Raw genomic sequence first — 22955 nt, 5'->3', positions numbered from 1 at the left:
GCGCCAGGTAGGCTGCCGGTATCGGGTTGCAGCGTTCGGGGAGAGCCGTGCGAGAGATCGTCGTGTTCAGCGGAAGTGCCCACATCGAGTTGGCGGAGCAGATCTGCGGTGATCTCGGCGTACCGCTTTCGCCGGTCGAGATCCACCGTTTCAGCAACGACTGCCTGCAGGTACAACTGCAGACGAACTGCCGGCAACGAGACGTGTACATCGTGCAACCGCTGGTACCGCCGACGCAGGAGCACCTGATGGAGCTGCTGCTGATGATCGACGCCGCCCGCGGCGCGTCGGCCGCGCAGATCACCGCCGTCATGCCGCACTACGCGTACGCGCGCTCCGACAAGAAGGACGCCTCCCGCATCTCGATCGGCGGCCGCCTGGTCGCCGACCTGCTGACCACCGCGGGCGCCAACCGGGTCCTCACCATGGCCCTGCACGCCCCGCAGGTGCACGGGTTCTTCTCGGTCCCGGTCGACCACCTGACCGCGATCGGCGTACTCGCCGACCACTTCCGCGGCCGCGACCTCTCCGACACCGTTGTCGTCAGCCCCGACCTCGGCAACGCGAAGACCGCGACCCAGTTCGCCCGGCTGCTCGGCGTACCGGTCGCGGCCGGCAGCAAGCAACGCCTGGCCGACGACCGGGTCGTGATCGACGCGATCGTCGGCGACGTGGCCGGCAAGCGCGCCATCGTCCTGGACGACGAAATCGCCACCGGCGGCTCGATCATCGAACTCCTCGACCGTCTCAAAGACCTCGGCTGCACCCAAGCCGCCGTCGCCTGCACCCACGGCCTCTTCGCCGGCGCAGCTGTCGAACGTCTCCGCTCCCACCCCTCCATCACCGAGGTCATCAGCACCGACACCGTCCCACGCCCTGCCGGCTTCCCCGAACTCCAGATCACCTCGGTGGCCGGCCTCTTCGCCCAAGCCATCAAACGAATCCACGCCGGCGAATCCGTCAGCAGCCTCTTCGACGGCGTAGACCCCACCCACGCCCCACCCCAACCCAAACTCCCCTTCTAGTACTCGGGAGTCACCGCACAGGGAAGTTGGTGAGGTCCACTTCCCAACCGCTCACGGCTAGTGCGATGCCGGCCTGCGGAATTGCTAGCCGAACCAGGTGACCGAGCCCATTGCGGTTGTCGTTCGAGCCGGAAGGCGGGCGCGATTCTGCGTTGAAGTAGATATCCAATGTCGTGATGCCTTGAGACGCTCCGGCGAGATCGAACATCAGATTCGGTTCCGTGAAACAAAGCCACTCTTCGTCACGACCGGCGGCTGCGACGGTTGCCGGATTCGCGTCGCCCAGGCCGCGCAGCCAGGACGCGAGTTCTCGCGCTTCCCACGTCGTCATGCACGGGTCGTGGAATTCCCACGACCGAACGCCGTCCCACACCTTGCCGTGGATGACGAGCCAATTGGCGTCCCAGTCCGCCTGCTCCGACGTCGACTCGCCGGAATCAAACTGGTAGGCGACCACAGCCAGGTCCAGGTAGTAACCGGTCAAGGACTCGAGTCTCACGCGCCTGATGCTAGGCCGGAACGAGCGCATGCCGGGGGACGGGCTCGTGGATCCCTACTGGAATGCTTGGCTCGTGGCGAGTCGGAGCGGAGTCTGGAACGGCTTGCGTTCCATCGGGCATGGCCTCTTCTACGCGAGCACGGCGGGCGCCCGCGTAGCGTTCATTGTGATGGGTGTCCTTGCCGTCGCTCACCGCGACCAGCCGGTGTACTGGGGAACGTTCACCGAGACCTCGACCGTCTGCGATTCCGGCCCGCGAGGGCATTGCACGAACTCGGGCCGATGGGCGAGCGACGACGGGACGATCATCAAGGACGACGTGAAGCTTGATGGCTTCGTCGAACCAGGCCATTCCGTGCGAGCGAGTTACCGACCGGGCGGTCCGATGGGGGACGACGAGAACAACGTCGTGCACACCGGCGCCTGGTCGAGAGCCTGGCTGTGGTTCCCTTGGGTGGCCGCAGCTGTGAGCGGAGCCGCGATGTGGGGCCAAAACCGACGGTGGCGCCGCGACGACGTGGATCGTCAACGTGATGCGGGTGCGTCCGAACCTGACAGCACCGCCTGACCCGAAGCTCGTCCGGCGCCGCAGGAGCCCGAAATATGAATGCGTGACCGGCCTGCGTGCTAGCAGACTGCCGGCTGTGGCTGATGAAGGTGATGCCGGTTGGTATGCGGTGCGGTGCGTCTTTCGGCTCGGGCGTCCGGCAGGGGTCGAAGGTAAGGCGTACGAGGAGCGCATCACGTTGTGGCGGGCTCGTTCCTTCGATCACGCCATTGAGCGCGCTGAGGCTGAGGCCCTCGAGTATGCGGCGACGATTGCCGGCGGTTCCGACCGATATCTGGGTCTCGCGCAGCGTATCTCCTGTCCGACGTGCCGGGCGACGGTGCCGAGATCTTCTCCTTGATACGGGAGAGCAAGCGCAAGCCGCGGGCGTACCTCGATCGCTTCTTCGACACCGGTACCGAGCGGGCAGCGATCGTGAGCAGCGGTCCTGAGGAGCCTGCCTAGGATGGCGCGGTGAAGTTTCTGATGGTGCCTGGTGGATGGCAGGGCGGGTGGGCTTTCGACTCGGTGGGGCAGGAGTTGCGGCAGCGCGGGCATGAGGTTGTGGCGGTGACGCTGGCTGGGTTGGAGTTGCACGGGCCGGGGGATGTGGAGCGGCCGGCGAATCTTGAGGTGCACATCGACCAGGTTGCTGAGGTTGTTGAGCGGAGTAGTGGAGGACCGCTCGCGTTGTGTGGGCATAGCTATGCCGGGTTGGTGATTGCCGGTGTTGCGGATCGGTTGGGGGATCGGCTTGAGCAGCTGGTGTTCATTGACGCATACGTTCCGGAGGACGGGGATTCCTGTTGGTCGCTGACCAGCGATGTCTTCCGGGAGCTGTTCATCGCGGGGGCGAGCGCTGACGGTCGGTGGGTCGGCGTGCCTGACGGGATGGATCCCCGGGCACGGCCGCACCCGTTGGCCAGCTTCGTGCAGTCGGTCAGGCTGGAAGGCCGGTCGTGGCTCGGGCTTGGGCGGACGTACATCAGTGGTGGCGCGTGGACGGGAAGCCCGTTCGTGGAGTTGACGGAGCGGTTGCGCAAGGCCCCGGACTGGAAGGTGCACGAGATTCCGGTGGGGCACAACATTGCTCGGCGTGATCCGCAGGGTCTTGCGGACGTACTCGATGCCTTGTCGTCGGCTGGTGGGGCGGCTGCAAAGTAGCTGGGCGGGCGTGCTGTTCAGGGTCGACGGTGTGGGTGCGGTTTGCGGCTGCTCGGTTGCTGCGTGGTTGTGGGTGGGTGCCGGTGTGGTCGACGTGGAAGCGGAATCCGTGGGGGCTGGTCCATTCGATGGCTCCGGTGGGCAGGCGTCGGTTGCTCCAGCCGCCGAAGGTTTTCGCGCGGTGGTGGAGCCGGTTCAGCGGTATGAGGTTGTGGGTCGAGGTTTGGCCTGGTGGGCCGGTTCCGTCGTACGGCGTGATGTGGTCTTGGTCCATCCGTGGCGTTGCCTCGGCGGTGCCGTACGGGAACATGTCGACCGGATGTCGTAGCCGTACACGTTCGCGGATCCGGGTGGGGATCTCGTAGCTGTGGACGCTGATCTCGTCGTTCAGGTCGATGACTGGTTTGAGGATCACCTGGTCGTGGCCGAGTAGTTCGGTCAACTGGGTAGCGAGGAGTGGGCCGAGCTCTTCGACCCGGAGCACGCCGTTGCCGGTGGCAAGGGTCTGGTCGGTCAGGTGCACGTACAGCGTGTGTTGTCTGCGTTTGCTGCTTCCGCCGGATCCGTTGCTGTAGGCGTCTTGTTTGATTGCGGCGAGCCGTTCCTGGAGAGTGTCGGCGAGGGCTAGTGGGGCGACGCGTCTCCGGTAGTCGGGTCCGCTGCGGGCTCGTTCGGCTCGGGAGTTGGCTCCGAAGTTGGTTTGTGGGGTTGGGTTTGGGCCAGGTGGCGGGCTACCTCCAGTAGGTGCTGGGCTGCGGCTGGGTCGGAGATCCAGTCGATGGCTTTGGCTCGGCGTTCGTCGAGGGTGTCTGGGTCGCCGAGGGTCTTGAGGGCGCAGGCCAGGTCTTCGATGGTGGCGTCGAAGCGGATGACGGCTCCGGTGGCGGCGCGGACCCAAATGCTTTTGGTGCCGTGGTCATCGGCGGGGTCGGACTGGGAGACGAACACGCCGCGGGTGCGGGCGGTGGATTCGGCGTGGGCCTTGGCGCGTTCGGGGTCGGCTTGCCAGAGGGCTGCGGTGACGATCTTGGCCAGTTGGCCCGGGGTGACGGTGTTCACGATGTCGGCCACACGCTCGTCGACGAGGGCGGCGGCCTCGAGCGGTAGGGGCAGGCAGGCGTGGGCCACTTTGCGGGCGCGCCAGGCAACGGCGTTTCCGGCGAGGACGGCCGCCCAGATCTTGGGGAGGCGGTGGCGCAGGGCCAGGGCTTCGCCGAGCAATGAGGAGGCGGCACCGGAGGACATGCGCAGTACGGCGCCGAGCTCGATCGGAGCGAACTCGGCGACTCCGGGGCATCCCTCGCCGCCGTAGACGCGGATCCGTTCGTGGCCGGGAAGCGGTTCGCCGTCGATCCATTCGACGACGGCGTTGCGGTCGGCGAAGGCGAGCGTCGTACGCAGGATGCCGACCGCGGCCTCTTCCTGGGCTTGGGCGTACTCGGCGGCCACGGAGAGCAGGGCCGTGGTGTCGAGGTCGTCCAGGTCGGTGTCGAACATGTGTTCTATTGTAGGTCACGGAACGGTGACGGCCAAATCGCGCGGTGCCGGGAATCCCTTGCCTGTAAGGAGAAAGGAGTCTGCCGGTGGGTGTTGAGGCGGGTTGGGATGGTCAGCTGACGTGCTGGATAAGGGTTTGCGTGGGGTTGGGTGGGAGCGGAGACTTCGGGCGCATGGATGATGCGGAGCTTGAGCGGCTGTTGAGGAACGTGCGGTATCCGCGGTCCGCGGGGTACTCGGCGAGGTGGATGGTTGATGCTTCGATGGGGCCCAATCCGGTGTGGCAGGCGGAGGCGCTGGCTGGGTTGATGCCGTTCGACGCGGGGATGCGGGTGCTTGATCTGGGGTGCGGGAACGCTTGTAGTTCGGTGTTTCTGGCCAAGGAGTTCGGGGTTGAGGTCTGGGCCACGGACCTGTGGATCGCGCCGGAGGAGAATCTGCGGCGGGTGGTCGAGGCGGGCGTGGAGGGGCGGGTTCATCCGGTGTACGCAGAGGCTCGGTCATTGGGTTATGCGGAAGGGTTTTCGTCGCGGTTCGTGAAGCCTGGTGGGCGGATCGGGATTGTGCAGCCGGGGCCGGTGGAGGAGTACGAGGTGTTGCCGCCGGCCGGGGCGCGAGGAGGCGCGCATGTTGCGTGCTGATGGGGGTCGGACGCTGGGTCTCACCCGAGTGATCGCGCGTAGGAACAGCTAGAGGATTGCGTATGGCCAGGTGGGGGAGGCGGAAGGCCCGGACGACGTTCTAGATCTGTTCGGCCAGGGCCAGGATGATGCCGGCTGGGCCGCGGAGGTAGCAGAGGCGGAACCCGCCGTCGAACTCGCCCACCCCGTCGAGGGGTTCGGCGCCGTGCCGGCGGAGCCGGTCGATGGTGTCGTCGATGTCGTCGACCGCGAACATCACCCGGTGCATGCCGAGCGTGTTGTGTGGCGGATTCGGCGGCGTTGCGTCGATCGTGGCCGGGGAGTGGTACTTCGCCAGCTCGAGGCGACCGCGGCCGTCCGGCATGCGCAGCATCGCGAACGCGCAGCGGACATCGGTGAGGCCGACCGTACGATCCACCCAGTCGCCCTCGACCTCGCCGCGGCCGTCCAGTACCAGGCCGAGTTCTTCGAAGAACGCGATCGCGGCGTCGAGGTCGTCGACGACGATTCCGACGTTGTCCATCCGGAGCAGCGCCATCCTGTTACCTCCCACGTGGTGTGTGCGACCACCCTAGGGGCGAGCGTCTATTGTCTGCGGCATGCAATCACTGTCTCCACGGGTTCGCGCGCTGGGTGCTGCCGGGATCTGTCTGGTGATCGCAGTCGCGGCCGGGCTCGCGGTGGACAGTCGGCTGGATCGGCACTGGGTGCTGCGTGGGCTGACGCTGTTCCTGGCGATCTGTTGTGCCGCGTTGCTGCTGACTGATCAGACGCGGCGGTTGCGGCAGATCGTCACGGCGATCGGGCTCGTGATGTTCGGGCTGATCATCCCGGTGTCGCAGACGACCTGGTCGAAGCCGCCGGAGATCAAGTTCGCGTTGCAGGTCGCGACCGACGCGAAGGCCGCGGCCGAGAAGTCGTCCAGCAGCAGCGTCACCGTCGCCGACGTGAAGGCGGCGGCCGAGGCCCGCGGTGGAGCGGTCGGGTCGTTCCCGACCGAGAAGAGCCCGCAGGTGCATGGCGCGGACGCGTACCCGCTCATCGTCCGCGCCAAGCGCGACCAGGGCCGGCCGTGGGCCTGTCTCTCCTTCACGAGCCTCGACGCCACGGTCCGCCCCTGTTGACCTCTGATCCTAAGAAGACCGGTTCACGGAATCGCGGTCGCGGCGTCGAACCAATTGGCCGGGCTCTGCGGGCTCTTGGTCAACTGCAGATTGTCGGCAATCCGACGAAGGCTCTCGAGAGTCGGGTGTGCGCTGTAGCTGGTGATCACGACCGCGACGCCGTCCTTCTCGAGCCGCAGGGTGTTCAGCGGGCCGGACGCGGTCGCCTTCGTCGGGTCCTTCTTCGAGTACGTGATCGTCTGATTGATCAGGTACGCCTTCATGCCGTGGATGACGGCGACCGCGTTGCCGCCCCGCAGCAGGGTCGCCTGGTTCCACAGCGGGCTGGTGTCGTACCGGATCGACAGATCGTCACCGGCCTCCGGGTCCCAGGGATTGCCGGTGACGAGACTCGCCGGCTTGGGCGCGATCGGCACGTAGCCCGTCGCAGGGTTGTCGTCGCTCGCCAGCACGGTGAAGCCGCCGGAGAGGGCGACACCTGACCGGGCCGGCTGGTAGCCGACCTGGCGCGGTGTGATGCCGTCGGGGAGCTTGCCGAGCCTGAAGGGCGAGTGCAGGACGCGGGCCGGCGGCGCGATCGACCTGGCGAGGCTGGTCGCCAGGCCCAGGTCGGCCTTGAGCGAGGGCTCCACGGCGTTTCCGGTCGGGCTCGTCGACTCGCAGGTGAGCAGGGCCCAAACACCGGCGGTCGGTTGCCATGCCAGGACCTTGTCGACCTTCGCGGCGAAGGAGAAGAAGTACGTCCGGGGTGCGGGCAGGAACGGCTTCGACGGTGACGACGTGACCACGCGGGCCTTGCGCCCGCCGAGGTCGATCGTCGGACTGCCGGCCGGAATCGTCGACGGGTCGAAGTCGCCGTTGCGATGCAGTTGCAGCTGGCAGTACGTCGGCGTGGTCGGCTTGCTGGTGTCGAACAGCTCGTAGTCCTGGCGGTTCGCACTGAACCGCTCGCCGGCCGCTTCCACGGTCTTCGGCAGGTTCAGGTCGACCCAGTACGACCACGCCGAGTCCGGCTTGCCCTGGCCGGCCACCGGGGTGCCGGACGAGATGACGTGCGGTACGACGACCGCGGCCGTCGCTGCGGTTGCGGTGGCCACCGCCGTGCCGATGATCAGCGCGGTACGGCGAGGAGGCCGGTCCTGCAGCGCCAAGCGGACATCGCCCGGATGTGGTGCGGTGCCGGCCAACTGGTCGAAAGCTTCACGGAGGTCTTGTTCAGTACGCATGGTGGACTTCCTCGGTCAGAGGTGCGCGCCGGAGTTCGATGCGCAGGGTGGCGAGTGCACGGGAGGCGTGCGCGCGGACGGTGCCTCCGGAGCAGCCGAGGGTCTCGGCAATCTCCGCGTCGGTCAGCCCGCCGTAGTACCGCAGGACCAGCACCGCCCGTTGCCGGCGCGGAAGCTTGCCGAGTTCGCCGAGCAGTTCGTCGCGGTCCGCCGTACGGTCGGCGTGATCCGGACTGCTGCCCTGCTCGACCTCGGCGATCGGCACGTACCGGGACCACTTGCGGCGCCAGGACAGGTACTCGTTGACCACCATCCGGCGGACGTACGCGTCCGGGTTCTCCGCCTTCCCGATCCGGTCCCACTTCTTCTGGGCCTTGATCGCGACGTCCTGTACGACGTCCTCGGCCAGATGCGGCGACCCGCACAGCACGGTCGCGAACCGCAGCAGCGGTGGCAACCCGGAGCGGAGCCATTCGTCGAACGTCACTACGTCCCCTCCCGTTGATAACGGCCTACACCAGTACAGACGACGCCTAGGGCCGATCTGCTGAGTCCACGCTGGGTCCACAACATGGGCAATCGATTTCTCACCGAGCCCGCTCCGGCCTAAGGTCGCGTTATGACACTTGGGAACCTCACCGGCATCAGCGCGCTCGCCGACGTCGAGACGCGCTCCATCAGTGCGGAGAACCCGACCGGCGAGCCCGGCCAGGGCGGGCGGCGGACCGAGGGGACCGGGGCGCACGCGGCCCGCGACCTCGGCCAGGGCTGGAAGGTCTCGCCGTCGATCGAGATCGGTCCGGGGGAGACCGCGACCCTCGCGGACATCACCGGGCCGGGGTGCATCACGCATGTCTGGCTGACCACCCACGTCGACAACTGGCGCCGCCTGATCCTGCGGGCGTTCTGGGACGGCGACGACAACCCGGCCGTCGAGACGCCGGTCGGTGACTTCTTCTGCTCGGGCTGGGGCAAGTTCGCCCAGGTGAACTCGCTGCCGGTCGCGGTGAACCCGAACGGCGGCTTCAACTGCTACTGGGAGATGCCGTTCAGGCAGCAGGCCGAGCTGACGATCGAGAACACCCACGACGAGCCCGTGATCGTCTACTTCCAGGTGGACTACTGGCTGGGCGCAGTACCGGACAAGGCGGCGCACCTGCATGCGCAGTGGCGCAGGAGCAACCCGCTGGCCGCTAAGACGGTCCACACGTTGCTGGACGGTGTAGAAGGTCCAGGGCACTACGTGGGTACGTATCTCGCCTGGGGCGTCAACAGCACCGGCTGGTGGGGTGAGGGCGAGGTGAAGTTCTACCTGGACGGCGACGAGGAGTTCCCGACCATCTGCGGTACGGGTACCGAGGACTACTTCGGCGGCGCGTGGAACTTCGACGTACCGCACCTCGGCGGCTACACCGAGTTCAGTACGCCGTACCTCGGCATGCCGCAGGTGATCCGCCCGGACGGGCAGTACCAAAGCCAGCAACGCTTCGGCATGTACCGGTTCCACCTGCCCGACCCGATCCGCTTCAAGGAGCGGCTCAGCGTCGACGTACAGGCCCTGGGCTGGCGCTCCGGCGGCCGCTACCTCCCGCTGCAGGACGACATCGCGTCGACCGCGTTCTTCTACTCCACCCGTACCAGCACGCACCGGCCGGCAACGCCGAGCCACGACGACATGGAGATCTGCTAGGGGATCAGCAGCGGGTTGTGGAGGGCCGTGTCGGTAAGAACCACCAGGGCCGCAGTCCAGGCCAGTGGTGCTTCACCGGCCGGCTCCAGGTCTCGGTTGACCTTCTCCGGCAGGGCACCGAGCTTGGTGCGGTGGTGGTCCAACCAGGTGAGCAGGGTGTTGGCAGTGTCCTGGTCACCGCGCGCGGCCGCGCTCAACGCGAACAGGGCGGTCTGGGGCGTCCATGACACCCCGTCCGCCCGCCAGTCCTCTCCTGGTGTCACACCGCCGTTCGGTTGGGTCAGTGCGGCGTACGCGTTGTCGATCGCCGTACTGACGACCGGACGGGCCGGGGCGAACGGCGGCCCGAGGACTGTCACGAACGCGTCGGCGCCGCCGCCAAGGCCGATCGGCTCGACCCCTGGTTCGATCAGGCCCGTGGCGCGAGCGGGTGTCCGCGGGTAGTCCGGTCCGAAGACCCGATCGGTTGCCGCCGACAACTTGTCGAGACCCGCCTGCCACCGGGCGGCCTGGGCCGGCTGGTGTTGTTCGGTGGCGATCCGGACGGCCGAACGCAGACCCGTCAGCAGCGGCGCGACCGTACCCAGCGTCACCTCCTTCTCGGGACGTTCCCAGTAGTCGGGGGAGCGGGCCGGTAGTCCGTCAGGGCCGAGTTCGCGGACGATCTGGTCGGCCGACTCGGTCACCATGCCCCAGTACTGACGGCCGGCGCGGCAGAACCATGTTGCCCACAGCACCCATCCGGACGCGTCCAGCTGAGGTTCGCGGCCATCGCGGACATGCGTGCCGTCGGCCGTGTACCGGGCCTCCCAGCGGCCGGTCGACGGGCGGACGCGGTTGAGGAACGACAGCACCTTCAATGCATCGTCGTACTGGCCGATCGCGCAGCGGGCGACGGCGACGAACGAAGCGTCCCGCGGCCAGACGTACCGCCACGGGCCGTTCTCGCCCGCGAGCGTGCCGCCGCTCGGGAGGGTGAGCGAGTCGAGGTCGGCGAGCGCGTGCCGGACCAGGTCGTCGTACGGCTCACTGCCCAGCGCCGAACGCACCGCCGCGTGCGGGATGCCGTCGGAGACCAACCGTGGTTGCGGGTTGCGGACGAGGTTGTTGATCGTCCCGCCCGCCAGAACGGCCAGTACCACAAAGATGACGACGTACGGGAACCACCGGTCGCGTCGCCGGTCCTCCCGCATGAGTCCCCCTACTGCGCCAGGTGCTGCACTTCCGCCTCGAACTTACGTCGTGGCGCCAGTTCGACAAGGTACATCGCGGACACCACCAGCGCACCGCCGACGAGCATCCGCCAGTTCAGGCTGTCCGAACCGAACAGCACCGCGAACGCCGACGCGAACACCGGCTCCATTGTCATCGCGATCGCCGCCCGGGTGGGAGTCAGGTGGGCCTGCGCCCAGGTCTGCACGATCAGCGCGAGCGCGCCGGCGATCAGCGCCATGTAGACCACGCTGACCCAGTCGTGACCCGTCGGCGGCAACGAGAACCCTCCCGGTACGGCGCCGATCGCGCAGACGCACGTGATCACGATCATCTGTAGCGACGACAGGCCGAACGCATTCTTGGGTGTCGACCAGGCACCAAGACCGATGATGTGCAGCGCGTAGAGACCGGCGGACGCGAGCGTCAGTAGCTCACCGGTGCCGAGGCTGAGGCCGCGCAGCGACAGAACGCCGAGGCCGACCGTGGCGAGGATCACGGCGAACCAGGCCCAGCGGCCGATCTTGTGCCGCAGGATGACCGCGCCGAGCAGCGGCGTGAACACGACGTACATGCCGGTGACGAAGCCGGAGACGCTGGCGGAGGTGTGCCGCAAGCCCTCCGTCTGCACCAGCTGCGCGATGCCGTACGTGATGCCGAGGGCAACGGCCCGGCCGCGGTCCAGCCGGCTCAACCGGGCGATCGCGGGCGGGTGGATCAGCAGCAGCGCGACCGACGCGATCAGGAACCGCAACGCCAGGTAGTCGGCGACGTCCATCCTGGTGAGCAAGTCCTTGGTCAGGAAGAACGTCGACCCCCAGGCCGCCGCAACAGACAGGAGCGCCAGTACAGCAACACGAGGGTGATTCACGCCTTACATCAGATCAGATCGCTTATCTGTAAGGCAAAACGATCAGAGCACGGTGATCACGATCGTCGAACCCGGTTTCACCTTCTGGCCGGCGCCCGGGTTCTGCGCGGCGACGATGTTCAGGCCGAGGTTGAACGGCGCCTTCTGGACCGTGACCTTGAAGCCGGCGTCGGTGAGGATCTGCTGCGCCTCGGCGGTGGTCTTCCTCTTCACGTTCGGCACCTCGACCAGCGGCGGTCCGAGCGAGACGACCAGCGTGACCTTGTCCTTGGCGAACAACGTGCCGCTGTTCGGGCTCTGGCTGATCACGTTGCCCTCGGGCACCTTCTGGTCGTACTGCGTGCTGCGGGTGACGGTGAACCCAAGGTTCCTCAGCGTCGCCCTCGCGTCCCGGTACGGCTTGCCGGTCAGGTCCGGTACGTCGATCGGCTTGCGGCCCTTGCTGACCGCGAAGTTCACCGCGGTCCCGGGCTTCACGACCGTGTTGAACTTCGGGCTGATCGCCATCACCCGGCCCTGCGGGACGGTCTCGCTGTACTGCTCGTTGATCTGCCCGGTGATCAGCTTGATCGGCGACAGCGCCTGCTGCGCCGCGTCCAGCTGCAGCCCGACGAGCTGCGGCACCCGGTACCGCTCGGGACCCTTCGAGACGGTGAGACCGATGTCACCGTTCTTCCGGATCCGGTCGCCCGGCGCCGGGTCGGTGCGCATCACATCGCCCTTGCGCACGTCCTCGGAGAAGTCCTGATTGTCCAGGCTCGCCTTCAGCCCCGCCTTCCCCGCTTCGGCCTCAGCAGCGGCGACCGTCATCCCCACGAGCGACGGCGTGGACGTGTAGCGGTGGATGCCGTAGTACCAGGCGGCGGTGCCGATGCCGATCGCCAGCGCCAGGATTGCGATCAGCGCGATCGGCCCGCGCGAACGGCGCGGCGGCTGGGCCTTGCCGACCGGCGCCGGCGGTGTTGCCGGTGGTGTTGCCGGTGGTGTCTGGGCGGGCGCACCCGTCGGCCGTCCGTGGTCCACCGGTACGACGATCGTGTCGTGGCGGATCGGCTGGCTCGCTGGGTCGGGTTCGCCGCGGGTGTAGCCGTCGTCGTACCCGCTGTCCTGCCGGATCTGCTGGATCGGAACAGTCAGGTCGCCGGTCAGCTCCGGGTCGTCCGGCAGCCCCTCGTCGAGCGCGCTACGTACCCGGTGCACCTGACGGCTGAACACCCGCGCGTCGGTGGGCCGCAGATCCCGGTCCCGTGCGGTCGCGCGCTGCACGAGCGCGTCGACGTACGGCGGGATGTCCGGCTGCTCGAGCGACGGCGGCGGTACGTCGTTGTGCACGTGCGCGTACGCGACCTGGATCGGGGTGTCGCCGGAGTGGGGCTTGTTGCCGGTGAGCAGCTCGTACAGCAGGATGCCGGCCGAGTACACGTCCGAGCGGGCGTCGGCGCTGCCGTCCGTGACCAGCTCGGGCGCCAGGTACGACACCGTGCCCATCAGGAGGCCCTGGGTGGCGGTGTTTCCGCTGGCGCTCACCGCGCGGGCCAGACCGAAGTCGGCGACCTTCACCGCGCCCTTGTCCGAGATCAGGACGTTCTCGGGCTTGATGTCGCGGTGCACGATGCCCGCGTCGTGTGCGGCCGACAGCGCGGACAGGATCGGTGTCAGCAGGTCGAGCGCGCGAGCGGGGGAGAGCGGTGCCTCCTCGCGGATGACGTCACGCAGCGTGCGGCCCGGGACGTACTCCATCGCGAGGAACAACGTCCCGTCGTCGTCGCCCTGGTCGAACACGGCGACCACGTTCGGGTTCGAGAGCCGGGCGGCGGCGCGGGCCTCGGCCACGAACCGGCGGGTGAACTGCGCGTCGTCACCGAGCCCGTCGTGCATCACCTTGAGTGCGACGGTCCGGTCCAGGCGCATGTCGAGCGCCTGGTAGACGGTGGCCATCCCGCCCTTCGCGACACGGGCACCCACGCGGTACCGACCGTCGAGCACACGCCCGACGAGGCGGTCGCTGACCTGCGTGTCCACGTCGTCCGTCACTTGCGGTGAGCCGCCTCTCCCCAAACCGTTCTGCAGAGAGTGTAGATAACGGCTCAGTGTCGCTGCGCCAGGCTCACCGCAGCGGGTCCCACCCGCGTTCCAGTTGCGCCTTGATCCGGAGGACGTTCGCCACGTAGGACTTCGTGTCGGCGTACATGCCGTTCTTCTTCACGCCGCCGAGGCCCTGGTAGTAGCCCGCCACCGCGATGTTCAGCTGGGCGGCACCGGTCAGCCGGCTGAGCAGTACGACGCCCGCGGTGACGTTGTCGCGCGCGATCAGCAGATCGAGGTCGCGGCCGACGATCCGGGACGCGAACCGCCCTGTCGACGGGATCACCTGCATCGCGCCGATCGCGTTCGCCGGCGAGACCACCCGCTGCTTCCAGCCGGACTCCTGCCAGGCGACGGCGAGCGCGAGCTGCGGGTCGACGCCGTACCGCTTGGCGGCGCTCACGATCAGTGACCGCAGCTGGCTGCGGGTCGGCTGCTTGCGCTTCTTCAGGATCGCGCGGTTGCGGTTCGCCTGGGCGACGATGTGGTCGGCGTACCTGCGGCCCGCGAAGGTGTTGTCGGTGCGTTTCTTCGGCCGGATCTTCACCGGGACCAGCAGCGGCTTGCCGGCATAGATGCGGTCGCCGGGCTTCAGCCGGTTCGCGGCGAGCAGGTTCGCCTGCGAGCACCTGAAGCGCTTGGCGATCGCGGAGATCGTGTCGCCGGACTTCACGACGTACGTCACCCGCCCGAGCTGCGAGCGCCTCGCCGGCGTCGAGGTCTTGACCGGGACCCTCAGTACTTCGCCCGCGTAGATCGCGTTGCCGTTGCCGGGGAGCTTGTTCAGCGCGACCAGCTGACTCACCGTGGTGCCGTACCGCCCGGCGATCTGGCCGAGGGTGTCGCCGTCCTTGATCTTGTACGAGCCGAAGCCCGGCGAGCCGGCGGTGATCACGGCCGCGGTCAGTACCGGCACGGCCAGGCCGGTCAGAATCCGAACAACGTTGCGCATCGCAACCAACTCCCCGTTGTGTACGTCCCTTGACCGTATGTGCTGGGACTGATGTGACAACAGGGGCGAATGGGGTTGGTGTTACGCCTGTAACGTAAAGGTTACAATTCAAGGCTGAACTACATTGTTGTCGTTCACAATCTTTCCGGTTGCTTCGGGCAACTGTGAGTCAGTGGCCGAATCTGCTGACCAGGAAGGGCTTGGCCAGCTCCGGCAGGGTTCCGGTACGCACGGTGTCGGCCAGGATCTGCGCGGTGACCGGGGTCAGAAGTACGCCGTTCCGGTAATGACCAGTTGCCCACAGCAACCGATCCAGGCCGGACGGCCCGAGCACCGGCGCGTTGTCCGGAGTCGCCGGCCGGAGCCCGGCGATCGCCTCGACGAGTTCGAGCTCGTCGGTGATCGGCAGTACGGTCCGGGCGTCGCGGAGCAGGTTGAACACCCCGCCGGCGAGCACCCGGGTGTCGTAACCGAGTTCGGTACTCGTGGCACCGACGACCAGTTCGCCACCCGGACGCGGGACGAGGTAGACGGAAAACCCGCGGGCCGTCGCACGTACGGTGTGCCGCAACGCCGGGCGGTACGCCTCGGGTACACGCAATCGCAGTACTTCGCCCTTCACCGGCCGTACCGGCGCACGCAGCTCGTCCGGTACGCCGTCCAGCTGCGCGGACCACGGACCCGTTGCCGCAACGATCTGCCCTGCCTGCAGGGTGTCGCCGTTGTCGAGCAGTACGCCGGTAGCTGTCGTACCGGAGGTGATGATCCGCGTCACGCGCCGGCGGATGAGCTCGACGCCGGACAGCTCCACTGCGCGCAGGAGAGTGGCCACGGCCTGCCTGTTGTCGACCGAGTGGTCACCAGGGACCCAGACGCCGCCGGAGACACCTGTGGCGAGCAAGGGCTCACGCTTGCGGGCGTCACGTCCCGACAGGTCCTCCACCTCAAGGCCGAGTCGGCGCTGGTAGTCAGCGACCCGTCGGAGCACTGCCATGTCGTCGACGTCGTACGCGACCGACAGCGTGCCTGTCTGGTGCAGTCCTGCGGGCTGTCCGGTCAGCTCCTCCAGTTCGGCGGCGAAAGCGGGCCAGGCGTTGACGGAGGCCAGGTTGAGCGCCAGCAGGTCGTCCTCGCCGAACTCGACCTCTGTGACCGGAGCCAGCATGCCCGCAGCGACGTTGGACGTCTGCGCGCCCGGTGTGGGGTCGCAGATAGTTACCTGGATCCCCTCCACGGCCAGCCGCCACGCTGTCGCCAGCCCGATCAGTCCGCCGCCTACAACAACCACATCAGGCATGCCGTAACCCTACGTCTGGCACGTCATGGCAGGCTTTGCGGTGTGACTGACCACACCGACCGTCTCGCGGATGCCCGGCTCTACTTGTGTACTGACGCGAGGGAGAAGCAGGGTGACCTCGCAGAGTTCCTGGACGCCGCGCTGGCCGGTGGCGTGGACATCGTGCAGCTCCGGCAGAAGGAGATGGAGGCCGCGGACGAGCTGGCCGCACTGGAGGTGTTCGCGGATGCCTGCAAGCGCCACGGCAAGCTGCTGGCGGTCAACGACCGTGCGGACATCGCGTTCGCGGCGGGAGCCGACGTACTGCACCTGGGTCAGCGGGACCTGCCGGTGCATGCCGCCCGGGCGCTCGTCGGTCCAGGGCCGATCATCGGGCGGTCGACGCACTCGTTCAGCCAGGTGAACGCGGCGGTGGACGAGGTCGGTTCGGACTACTTCTGCGTCGGTCCGACGTGGGCCACGCCGACCAAGCCGGGACGGCAGGCAGCAGGGCTGGAACTGGTGTCGTACGCCGCCGGCCGGCGGCAGCCGAAGCCGTGGTTCGCGATCGGCGGCATCGACCTGGAGCGGCTGGACGAGGTGATCGAGGCCGGCGCGACCCGCGTCGTCGTGGTCCGGGCGATCACCGAGGCGGACGACCCGGGAGCCGCGGCGGCCGAGTTCAGCCGGAGGCTCCTGGCGTGATCAACAACCAGAAGACCGCGCGGGTCGTCGCGGTCGTGGTGATCGCGATGATGGTGATCACTCTGGCTGCCTCGCTGTTCGGCTGCTCGGCCAAGACCTCAAGCAGCAAGTCCGGCGGTACGGATCCGACCAGCGGGCTCAAGTACGTCGCGGTGGCGGACCTCCCGCAGGAGGCGCAGAACACGCTGAAGCTGATCGACCAGGGCGGCCCGTACCCGTACAGCCGTGACGGTGTGGTGTTCGGCAACCTGGAGAAGATCCTGCCGAAGCACGACCGCGGCTACTACCACGAGTACACCGTGAAGACCCCGGGGGAGAAGGACCGCGGTGCCCGCCGGATCGTGACCGGGAACGCCGGCGAGCGTTACTACACCGACGACCACTACAAGTCCTTCCGCCGCATCGCGGAAGACGGGGGAACTTCATGAAGTCACTGCGCGGGCTGGCGCCCGGCGTCTACCGCTGGCCGTCCGCTCCCGGCGCGGACGCCGTACGGCGGGACGCTGCCGCCGCCGGGTTCGGGTTCGTGCTGCTCGACACGAGCGAGATCCAGGACAAGACCGGTTTTCTCGACCTGTGCGCGACCGCGTTCGACCTGCCGCGCTGGTTCGGGCGCAACTGGGACGCGCTGGCCGACTCACTCAGCGACCGGTCGACCGGAACGCCCGAGGTCGTGCTGTGGACCGGGCTGCGCAACCTGCTCGAGCACGACCACGACACCGTCGACGTGGCGCTGCAGATCTTCACCGAGGACACCACGAACTCGGGCCAGCTCCGGGTCCTGATCGCCGAAGCGACCACGCCCGACCTGCTGCGCTCACTGCCGGTGCTGTAGCAGCTCCTGCAACTCGTCGAGGTTCCCCGCAAACAGCAGGCTGCGCCCGCGGTTGCTCTCCCGCACCCAGTCCGCCAGCGGCTTGCTCGCAGCGACCCGGTCGGCGATGTCGCCGACCACGGCCAGACCCATCTGGTACTGCACGAACTTCTGCGTGATCGCCCCGGCCCGCCCGGTCCGCAGCTCGAAGAACTCGTCGCCGAGCTGCTCCGGCGTGAACGCGATCCACTCCGCCTGATGGGAGTAGTACGCGTCGACGATGAGCTGGACCGTCTGACTCTCCTCGGTGAGCGGTACCTCGCTGACGTACACCTGAACCATGTACCTCAAACTACCCTAAGTGCCGGTCGATGACCATTTATAGGGAATTCTAAGGAAAGTGCCTTAGGCTGACAGCATGGCCCAGGAGCTGTACTCGGTGGAGCAGGTGGCGAACCGGCTGGGCCTGCACGTCCGTACGATCCGCAACTACGTCCGCGACGGCCGGCTGAAGGCGGTCCGGATCGGGAAGCAGTACCGGATCAGCCGCGAGGACCTCGAGGAGTTCACCGGTACGCCGACCGCCGTCGTCGACGTGGACGCCTCCGCGCGGCACGTCGAGGCGTCGAGCATCGTCCACATCGACGCGGTCGACCGCGCCACCGCGGACCGGCTCACCACCCACATCCACGGTGCGCTGAACCAGCCGGAGGCCGTCCACCTCAAGGCGGAGACGATCTACGACGAGGAACGTGCCGTCCTCAAGGTGATCGTGCTCGGCGACCTGTCCGCGACCGCAGACCTGCTCCGCCTGATCAACCTGCTGGCTACACCACCCGCGACGTAGCCGCGATCGCCAGGTCGGTCAGCGCCTTCCGTGCGGTGTCGTCGGCGAGGTCCGCCCGGTCGAGGGCGTCGAGCGCGTCCTCGGTGCGGTCGGTGATCAGGTCCTCGCAGGCCTGTACGGCGCGGGAGTCGGTGAGGATCTCGCGGAGCAGCTGGATCTCGTCGTCGTCCAGGTCGGGCCGGCCGAAGAGGCGGTTGAACTCGGTCAGCTGGATCTCCGACGCGTGGTCGACGGCGTACGCGATCAGCACCGTCCGCTTGCCCTCGCGCAGGTCGTCGCCGGCCGGCTTCCCGGTCAGGGCCGGGTCCCCGAACACACCGAGCAGGTCGTCGCGCAGCTGGAACGCCTCACCCAGCGGCGCGCCGTACCCGGACAGGGACGCGATCAGCCGCTCGTCCCCGCCCGCCAGCGCGGCCCCGATGTGCAGCGGGCGCTCGATCGTGTACGTCGCCGACTTGTACCGCAGGACGCGCAGCGCCAGGTCCATGTCCGACTCGCCGCTCGCCTGCGCGACCAGGTCGAGGTACTGCCCGGCGGTGACCTCGACCCGGACGGCGTCGAAGTACTGCTCCGCCCGGGCCAGGGCGGCCGCGTCGAACCCGGACGTGTGCAGCAGCTCGTCGGCCCAGATCAGGCACAGGTCGCCGAGCAGGATCGCGGCGCCGACGCCGAAGCCGACCGGGTCGCCGCCGCGCCCGGTCTTCTCGGCGCGCTCCCGCTGCAGCGCTTCGAACCGGCGGTGGGCGGCCGGCTGACCCCGCCGTACGTCGGACGAATCCATCACGTCGTCGTGCACCAGCGCGCTGACGTGCAGCATCTCCAGGCTCGCCGCGGCCGGCAGGATCGGCAGCGCCGGATCACCGCCGGCGGCCCGGAAACCCCAGTAACAGAAGGACGGACGCAGCCGCTTGCCGCCGCTGGTCGCGTCCCGCGCGGCCTGTACCTGCTCGGTCAGCTCCGGCCCGATCGCGGCCAGCCGCTGCTCCTGCCGGTCGAGGAACCCACTCAGCGCCCGCTGGATTCCGCCCGGGATGTCGACATCGTCCACGTCTCGGAGCGTAGTCGGTCTGCAGACGCGCACGTTCACCCCGGGTAACCTGAACGCCATGGCGAACGGACTTCCCTCGACGCTGCCCGGCGGTGCGCCGACGATCCGCGAGCTGCTCGCGTCCGGGGAGCGGTCCTTCTCGTTCGAGTTCTTCCCGCCGAAGACGCCCGAGGCCGAGGAGGTGCTGTGGCGGTCGATCCGCGAGATCGAGCAGCTGCACCCGACCTTCGTCTCGATCACGTACGGCGCCGGCGGCACCACCCGGGACGGCACCATCCGGGTCACCGAGCGGGTCGCACAGGACACGTCGCTGACGCCGCTCGGGCATCTGACCTGTGTCGCGCACTCCCGCGACGAGCTCCGCTCGGTGATCGGCGCGTACGCCGGATCCGGGGTCCGGAACATGCTCGCGCTGCGCGGCGACCCGCCGGGCGGTCCGAACCAGCCGTGGGTCGCGCACCCCGAGGGCCTGAACCACGCGGTCGAGCTGGTCGAGCTGATCCGTTCGCTCGGGGACTTCTGCGTCGGCGTCGCCGCCTTCCCGGACAAGCACCCCGAGGCGGCCTCGCTCGAGGCCGACGCCCAGGTGCTGGCGGCGAAGGCGCAGGCCGGTGCCGACTACGCGATCACGCAGATGTTCTTCGGCGCCGACGACTACTTCCGGCTGGTCGAGCGGTCGGCCGCGTTCGGCTGCGACATCCCGGTGCTGCCGGGCATCATGCCGGTCACGAACATCAAGCAGATCCAGCGGATGGCCGAGCTCACCGGGATGGCGTTGCCGGCCGCCGTCACCGAGCGGCTGCTCGCCGTCGAGGACGAGCCGGCCGCTGTCCGTGAGGTCGGGATCGAGATCGCGACCGAGCTGTGCGAACGCCTGCTCGAGGGCGGCGCACCGGGCATTCACTTCATCACCTTGAACAGATCCACGGCGACACGACAGGTCTTCCTCAACCTCAAGACGGCCGTCGTATCCTGACCTGATGGCTGACCCGTCGGACCTGTTGATCGACCGTACCCTCGTCCTGCTCCGGCACGCGAAGGCGGTGCCGCCGGAGAGCAGGCCGGAGCTGCCGGACCTCGAACGGCCGCTGGCCGACCGCGGCCGCGCGGACGCGAGCGCGGCCGGCCGGCATCTCGTTGCCGAAGGCATCGAACCGGACCTGGTCCTGTGCTCGCCGTCGAAGCGCACCCGGGAGACCTGGAAGTACCTCGCCGACGCGGGCGTGACCGCCAAGGACGTCTGGTACGACAAGCGCGTCTACAACGCCGACACCGACACCCTGCTCGACGTCATCCACGAGGCCCCGGCGGAGGCCCGTACGGTGGTCGTCGTCGGCCACGCGCCGGGCATCCCGTGGCTGGCCGACGAGCTCGCACTGGACGGCACCAGCCCGGAGCGCGTCGAGCTCACCCAGAAGTACCCGACGAGCGGTCTCGCGATCCTGCACCTCACCACCCGCTGGGCCGACCTCGCCGCGAACGAGGCCGACCTTGTGCAGTACGTCGTACCGCGGGGTTAAGGCAGCCAGCGGGTGGTGCTGTTGACGGTGATGAGCCGTTGGGTCGCCCGGGTCAGTACGACGTAGAGGGCGCGTACACCACCCAGTGTGTCGCTGACGATCCGGTCCGGCTCCACGACCACGACACCGTCGTACTCCAGCCCCTTGGAGTCCAAGGGGCTGACGGCAACGACCCGCGGATCGCCCAGCTCGGCCAGCACCGGGTCGACGGCCGGGCGGAGCGCCGGCGGGACGATGACACCGACGGTGCCCTCGACCAGCTGGAGCAGTTCCATGGCCGCGTCGCCGGCGGCCTGGGCCACCTTGGCCGCGTCGAAGACCCGGTGCTCCGGCTCGACGCCGGTACTGCGGACCGCGTTCGGCAGGTCGGCGTTCGGGACGGACTGCCGGATCACCTCACCCGCGAACGCGTAGATCTCCGCCGAGTTCCGGTAGTTGGTGGACAGCCGGAACGTGTGCCGCTGCAGGTGCGACAGCATCGAGTCCATCGCGGCCTGAGCCTCGGCCGGGTCCCGCCAGGAACTCTGCGCGAGGTCGCCGACGATCGTCCAGCTGGCCTGCGGGCCGCGCCGGGTGACCATCCGCCACTGCATGGGGGAGAGGTCCTGCGCCTCGTCCACCAGGACGTGCGCGTACTCCTCCGGCTCCTCCGCCTCGCGGGCGGCCGCCGCCCGGGCACGACGCTCGGAGCTGGTCAGTACCTCGTTGACGCCGTCCGTGAGCCCTTCCAGCCAGTCGAACTCCTCGTCGGTGTTCTCCACGACCGGAGGGCGGCCCAGGAACGTACTGAGCTCGTCCAGCAACGCCACGTCGGCGATGGTGAACTCGTCCGTCGTACGGATCGCGGTAGCGAGCGCGTTGACCTCAGCCGGGGTCAGGTCGTTGCGGCCCCAACGCTGCAGGCGCCGTGCGTCGCCCAGCCAGCGCAGTACGGACTCTGCGGTCAGTACCGGCCACCACTGGCTGAAGAACGTCCGGAACGCCGGAGTGTCGGTCACCCGGTCGCCGAATGCTTCACGGTCGCCGAGCGGTCCGTTGCGCAGGTCCTCCGGGAACCGCTGCCACAACGCGGCGACCAGACCCTTCCGCGCCTCGGCAGCCGCCCGGTTGCGCGCCGTCCGACGCAACGCGTTGCGGCGGACGTTGTCGAGCTGATTGGCGTCGAGCTCGACGGTCGCACCGCCGATGAACACGCGCAGCGTCGTCGGCACGTTCGGCACCCGGTCCCGTGCCGCGCGCGCCAGCACGTTGCGCATCCGCAGCGAGCCCTTGATCGCGGCCACCTCGGCGTTGTCCACCGCGGTCGCCTTCACGCCGTCGACCAGTTCACCGACGGCCCGCAGCGACACCGTGTTCTCGCCAAGGCTCGGCAGTACCCGCTCGATGTACGCCATGAACGCCGCCGAGGGACCGACGACCAGTACGCCGCCACGCTCGAAGCGCCGGCGGTCGCTGTAGAGCAGGTAGGCCGCGCGGTGCAGCGCGACCACGGTCTTGCCGGTCCCCGGTCCGCCGCCGATCACGGTGACGCCACGGGCCGGTGCCCGGATCGCCTCGTCCTGCTCGGCCTGGATGGTGGCGACGATGTCGCGCATCGTGTGCCCACGGGCCCGCGACAGCGACGCCATCAGCGCACCCTCGCCCATTACCGGCAGGTCCTCCGGCGCCCGCTCCGGCGCCAGCAGGTCGTCCTCGAGGCCGGCGATCTTCGCACCCTTGTTCCGGAGCACGCGCCGCCGGACCACCTTCTGCCGGTCGGTCGGCGTAGCCCGGTAGAACGGCTCTGCCGCAGGGGCCCGCCAATCGATCACGAGCGGTTCGTACTCCGCGTCGCGGACCCCGATGCGCCCGACGTACAGCTTGTCGAGCTCGTCCGCGGTCGCGGCGGCCGGCTGGTCGTCGCCGCGGTCGGAGTCCAGCCGGCCGAACACCAGGCCCTCGTGCTCCGCGTCCAGCTCCGCGATCCGGCGGGCGGCCGCGAACACCAGGACGTCCCGCTCGTACAGACCGGTCTGCTCCTCCTCGCGGACGCGGCCGACGTTCTGCGCCTGGCCGCGCTGGTGTCCTTCGACGGCGATCCGGGACGCGGACCGGGCGGCCTCCTCGACCCGGCCGTACACCCGGTCGACATGTTGTTGCTCAGCCGCCAGCTCAGCCCGCTCCACAGCCTCATGGTTGTCGTGATCGGCCGATGTGGGGGTTTGATCCACCG

Annotated in this window: 26 protein-coding genes; 13 read left to right on the top strand and 13 right to left on the bottom strand. The window is 68.4% G+C overall.

The annotated features are described in order from the left end of the window. The first annotated feature begins 47 nt into the window (after window positions 1–47). The gene (locus ACZ5BU_RS14280; RefSeq protein ID WP_465698864.1) at window positions 48–1025 is read left to right on the top strand and encodes a ribose-phosphate diphosphokinase; all 978 of its coding nucleotides are present in this window, start codon (window positions 48–50) and stop codon (window positions 1023–1025) included. Window positions 1026–1035: 10 nt separating this feature from the next. Here the strand turns inward: ACZ5BU_RS14280 and ACZ5BU_RS14275 are convergent, their stop codons facing one another. Beyond that, window positions 1036–1524, bottom strand: a complete 489-nt coding sequence (locus tag ACZ5BU_RS14275; RefSeq protein WP_465698862.1) for a WapI family immunity protein — start codon at window positions 1522–1524, stop codon at window positions 1036–1038. Window positions 1525–1570: 46 nt separating this feature from the next. Between ACZ5BU_RS14275 and ACZ5BU_RS14270 the strand changes: the two genes are divergently transcribed. The 3 genes from ACZ5BU_RS14270 (at window position 1571) to ACZ5BU_RS14260 (ending at window position 3235) form a co-directional block, all read left to right on the top strand. Beyond that, window positions 1571–2092, top strand: coding sequence for a hypothetical protein (locus ACZ5BU_RS14270; protein WP_465698860.1), 522 nt, complete (start codon window positions 1571–1573; stop codon window positions 2090–2092). 306 nt (window positions 2093–2398) lie between these two features. Next, complete coding sequence (locus ACZ5BU_RS14265) at window positions 2399–2536, top strand: hypothetical protein (RefSeq protein ID WP_465698858.1); 138 nt, start codon at window positions 2399–2401, stop codon at window positions 2534–2536. Window positions 2537–2545: 9 nt separating this feature from the next. Then, window positions 2546–3235, top strand: a complete 690-nt coding sequence (locus ACZ5BU_RS14260) for an alpha/beta hydrolase (RefSeq protein ID WP_465698856.1) — start codon at window positions 2546–2548, stop codon at window positions 3233–3235. A 624-nt stretch (window positions 3236–3859) separates the two neighbouring features. Here ACZ5BU_RS14260 and ACZ5BU_RS14255 read toward each other — a convergent pair. Further along, window positions 3860–4732, bottom strand: coding sequence for a DUF222 domain-containing protein (locus ACZ5BU_RS14255; protein ID WP_465698854.1), 873 nt, complete (start codon window positions 4730–4732; stop codon window positions 3860–3862). Window positions 4733–4818: 86 nt separating this feature from the next. Here ACZ5BU_RS14255 and ACZ5BU_RS14250 point away from each other — a divergent pair, with 86 nt between their 5' ends. Then, window positions 4819–5373 carry an SAM-dependent methyltransferase gene (locus tag ACZ5BU_RS14250; protein ID WP_465698853.1) on the top strand — a complete coding sequence of 185 codons (555 nt, stop codon included), beginning with the start codon at window positions 4819–4821 and terminating at the stop codon, window positions 5371–5373. A gap of 100 nt (window positions 5374–5473) precedes the next feature. On the opposite strand, the gene ACZ5BU_RS14245 is transcribed toward ACZ5BU_RS14250, so the two are convergent. Beyond that, window positions 5474–5911 carry a VOC family protein gene (locus ACZ5BU_RS14245; protein WP_465698851.1) on the bottom strand — a complete coding sequence of 146 codons (438 nt, stop codon included), beginning with the start codon at window positions 5909–5911 and terminating at the stop codon, window positions 5474–5476. A 61-nt stretch (window positions 5912–5972) separates the two neighbouring features. Here ACZ5BU_RS14245 and ACZ5BU_RS14240 point away from each other — a divergent pair, with 61 nt between their 5' ends. Beyond that, window positions 5973–6497: a hypothetical protein gene (locus ACZ5BU_RS14240; protein WP_465698849.1), complete on the top strand. Its 525-nt coding sequence runs from the start codon at window positions 5973–5975 to the stop codon at window positions 6495–6497. Between the two features lie 23 nt (window positions 6498–6520). Here the strand turns inward: ACZ5BU_RS14240 and ACZ5BU_RS14235 are convergent, their stop codons facing one another. Both ACZ5BU_RS14235 and ACZ5BU_RS14230 read right to left on the bottom strand, forming a co-directional pair. Then, window positions 6521–7723 (bottom strand): hypothetical protein, encoded by a 1203-nt coding sequence (locus ACZ5BU_RS14235; protein WP_465698847.1) that lies wholly within the window; start codon window positions 7721–7723, stop codon window positions 6521–6523. Then, window positions 7713–8210 carry a SigE family RNA polymerase sigma factor gene (locus tag ACZ5BU_RS14230; protein ID WP_465698845.1) on the bottom strand — a complete coding sequence of 166 codons (498 nt, stop codon included), beginning with the start codon at window positions 8208–8210 and terminating at the stop codon, window positions 7713–7715. The genes ACZ5BU_RS14235 and ACZ5BU_RS14230 overlap by 11 nt, the downstream gene beginning before the upstream one ends. A 132-nt stretch (window positions 8211–8342) precedes the next feature. Between ACZ5BU_RS14230 and ACZ5BU_RS14225 the strand changes: the two genes are divergently transcribed. Continuing rightward, window positions 8343–9413: a glycoside hydrolase family 172 protein gene (locus ACZ5BU_RS14225; RefSeq protein ID WP_465698843.1), complete on the top strand. Its 1071-nt coding sequence runs from the start codon at window positions 8343–8345 to the stop codon at window positions 9411–9413. On the opposite strand, the gene ACZ5BU_RS14220 is transcribed toward ACZ5BU_RS14225, so the two are convergent. The 5 genes from ACZ5BU_RS14220 to thiO form a co-directional block, all read right to left on the bottom strand. Then, window positions 9410–10606, bottom strand: coding sequence for a glycoside hydrolase family 15 protein (locus ACZ5BU_RS14220; RefSeq protein WP_465698841.1), 1197 nt, complete (start codon window positions 10604–10606; stop codon window positions 9410–9412). The two genes, ACZ5BU_RS14225 and ACZ5BU_RS14220, sit on opposite strands and share 4 nt — an antisense overlap. Before the next feature lie 8 nt (window positions 10607–10614). Further along, a complete protein-coding gene (locus tag ACZ5BU_RS14215; RefSeq protein ID WP_465698839.1) occupies window positions 10615–11496 on the bottom strand; it encodes a DMT family transporter in 882 nt (293 codons plus the stop codon). 42 nt (window positions 11497–11538) lie between these two features. Then, window positions 11539–13530, bottom strand: a complete 1992-nt coding sequence (gene pknB / locus ACZ5BU_RS14210) for a Stk1 family PASTA domain-containing Ser/Thr kinase (protein WP_465698837.1) — start codon at window positions 13528–13530, stop codon at window positions 11539–11541. A 73-nt stretch (window positions 13531–13603) separates the two neighbouring features. Then, window positions 13604–14533: a lytic transglycosylase domain-containing protein gene (locus tag ACZ5BU_RS14205; RefSeq protein WP_465698835.1), complete on the bottom strand. Its 930-nt coding sequence runs from the start codon at window positions 14531–14533 to the stop codon at window positions 13604–13606. A gap of 169 nt (window positions 14534–14702) precedes the next feature. Continuing rightward, window positions 14703–15830, bottom strand: a complete 1128-nt coding sequence (gene thiO, locus ACZ5BU_RS14200; RefSeq protein ID WP_465698833.1) for a glycine oxidase ThiO — start codon at window positions 15828–15830, stop codon at window positions 14703–14705. 42 nt (window positions 15831–15872) lie between these two features. On the opposite strand from thiO, the gene thiE reads away from it, so the two are divergent. The 3 genes from thiE to ACZ5BU_RS14185 are packed head-to-tail and all read left to right on the top strand — an operon-like array spanning window position 15873 to window position 17349. Next, entirely contained in the window at window positions 15873–16514 is a 642-nt protein-coding gene (thiE, locus tag ACZ5BU_RS14195) for a thiamine phosphate synthase (protein ID WP_465698831.1), read from the top strand. Next, a complete protein-coding gene (locus ACZ5BU_RS14190) occupies window positions 16511–16942 on the top strand; it encodes a guanyl-specific ribonuclease (RefSeq protein WP_465698829.1) in 432 nt (143 codons plus the stop codon). The genes thiE and ACZ5BU_RS14190 overlap by 4 nt, the downstream gene beginning before the upstream one ends. Continuing rightward, on the top strand, window positions 16939–17349 hold the full coding sequence (locus tag ACZ5BU_RS14185) for a barstar family protein (RefSeq protein ID WP_465698827.1): 411 nt from the start codon (window positions 16939–16941) through the stop codon (window positions 17347–17349). The genes ACZ5BU_RS14190 and ACZ5BU_RS14185 overlap by 4 nt, the downstream gene beginning before the upstream one ends. Here ACZ5BU_RS14185 and ACZ5BU_RS14180 read toward each other — a convergent pair. Further along, on the bottom strand, window positions 17332–17670 hold the full coding sequence (locus ACZ5BU_RS14180; RefSeq protein WP_465698825.1) for a DUF4180 domain-containing protein: 339 nt from the start codon (window positions 17668–17670) through the stop codon (window positions 17332–17334). The genes ACZ5BU_RS14185 and ACZ5BU_RS14180 overlap by 18 nt on opposite strands. Window positions 17671–17746: 76 nt before the next feature. Here ACZ5BU_RS14180 and ACZ5BU_RS14175 point away from each other — a divergent pair, with 76 nt between their 5' ends. After that, on the top strand, window positions 17747–18175 hold the full coding sequence (locus ACZ5BU_RS14175; protein ID WP_465698823.1) for a helix-turn-helix domain-containing protein: 429 nt from the start codon (window positions 17747–17749) through the stop codon (window positions 18173–18175). On the opposite strand, the gene ACZ5BU_RS14170 is transcribed toward ACZ5BU_RS14175, so the two are convergent. Then, entirely contained in the window at window positions 18156–19223 is a 1068-nt protein-coding gene (locus ACZ5BU_RS14170; protein ID WP_465698821.1) for a polyprenyl synthetase family protein, read from the bottom strand. The two genes, ACZ5BU_RS14175 and ACZ5BU_RS14170, sit on opposite strands and share 20 nt — an antisense overlap. A gap of 58 nt (window positions 19224–19281) precedes the next feature. Here ACZ5BU_RS14170 and metF point away from each other — a divergent pair, with 58 nt between their 5' ends. Further along, complete coding sequence (gene metF, locus ACZ5BU_RS14165; RefSeq protein WP_465698819.1) at window positions 19282–20199, top strand: methylenetetrahydrofolate reductase [NAD(P)H]; 918 nt, start codon at window positions 19282–19284, stop codon at window positions 20197–20199. A 4-nt stretch (window positions 20200–20203) separates the two neighbouring features. Beyond that, window positions 20204–20743: a SixA phosphatase family protein gene (locus ACZ5BU_RS14160; protein ID WP_465698817.1), complete on the top strand. Its 540-nt coding sequence runs from the start codon at window positions 20204–20206 to the stop codon at window positions 20741–20743. Here the strand turns inward: ACZ5BU_RS14160 and ACZ5BU_RS14155 are convergent. Further along, window positions 20740–22908, bottom strand: coding sequence for a HelD family protein (locus tag ACZ5BU_RS14155; RefSeq protein ID WP_465698815.1), 2169 nt, complete (start codon window positions 22906–22908; stop codon window positions 20740–20742). The genes ACZ5BU_RS14160 and ACZ5BU_RS14155 overlap by 4 nt on opposite strands. Between the last annotated feature and the right edge of the window lie 47 nt (window positions 22909–22955).

It is taken from the genome of Kribbella sp. NPDC031520, from assembly GCF_055580825.1.
Note: the sequence above shows the minus strand (reverse complement) of the source record. Positions and strands in the feature narration are given on the sequence as shown.

Excerpts from the sequence above, each read along its gene's own strand:
- ACZ5BU_RS14255 (WP_465698854.1), bottom strand. The coding sequence starts at position 4,732 with ATGTTCGACACCGACCTGGACGACCTCGACACCACGGCCCTGCTCTCC.
- ACZ5BU_RS14245 (WP_465698851.1), bottom strand. The coding sequence starts at position 5,911 with ATGGCGCTGCTCCGGATGGACAACGTCGGAATCGTCGTCGACGACCTC.
- ACZ5BU_RS14240 (WP_465698849.1), top strand. The coding sequence starts at position 5,973 with ATGCAATCACTGTCTCCACGGGTTCGCGCGCTGGGTGCTGCCGGGATC.
- ACZ5BU_RS14235 (WP_465698847.1), bottom strand. The coding sequence starts at position 7,723 with ATGCGTACTGAACAAGACCTCCGTGAAGCTTTCGACCAGTTGGCCGGC.
- ACZ5BU_RS14225 (WP_465698843.1), top strand. The coding sequence starts at position 8,343 with ATGACACTTGGGAACCTCACCGGCATCAGCGCGCTCGCCGACGTCGAG.
- ACZ5BU_RS14220 (WP_465698841.1), bottom strand. The coding sequence starts at position 10,606 with ATGCGGGAGGACCGGCGACGCGACCGGTGGTTCCCGTACGTCGTCATC.
- ACZ5BU_RS14205 (WP_465698835.1), bottom strand. The coding sequence starts at position 14,533 with ATGCGCAACGTTGTTCGGATTCTGACCGGCCTGGCCGTGCCGGTACTG.
- thiO (WP_465698833.1), bottom strand. The coding sequence starts at position 15,830 with ATGCCTGATGTGGTTGTTGTAGGCGGCGGACTGATCGGGCTGGCGACA.
- ACZ5BU_RS14185 (WP_465698827.1), top strand. The coding sequence starts at position 16,939 with ATGAAGTCACTGCGCGGGCTGGCGCCCGGCGTCTACCGCTGGCCGTCC.
- ACZ5BU_RS14180 (WP_465698825.1), bottom strand. The coding sequence starts at position 17,670 with ATGGTTCAGGTGTACGTCAGCGAGGTACCGCTCACCGAGGAGAGTCAG.
- ACZ5BU_RS14175 (WP_465698823.1), top strand. The coding sequence starts at position 17,747 with ATGGCCCAGGAGCTGTACTCGGTGGAGCAGGTGGCGAACCGGCTGGGC.
- metF (WP_465698819.1), top strand. The coding sequence starts at position 19,282 with ATGGCGAACGGACTTCCCTCGACGCTGCCCGGCGGTGCGCCGACGATC.
- ACZ5BU_RS14160 (WP_465698817.1), top strand. The coding sequence starts at position 20,204 with ATGGCTGACCCGTCGGACCTGTTGATCGACCGTACCCTCGTCCTGCTC.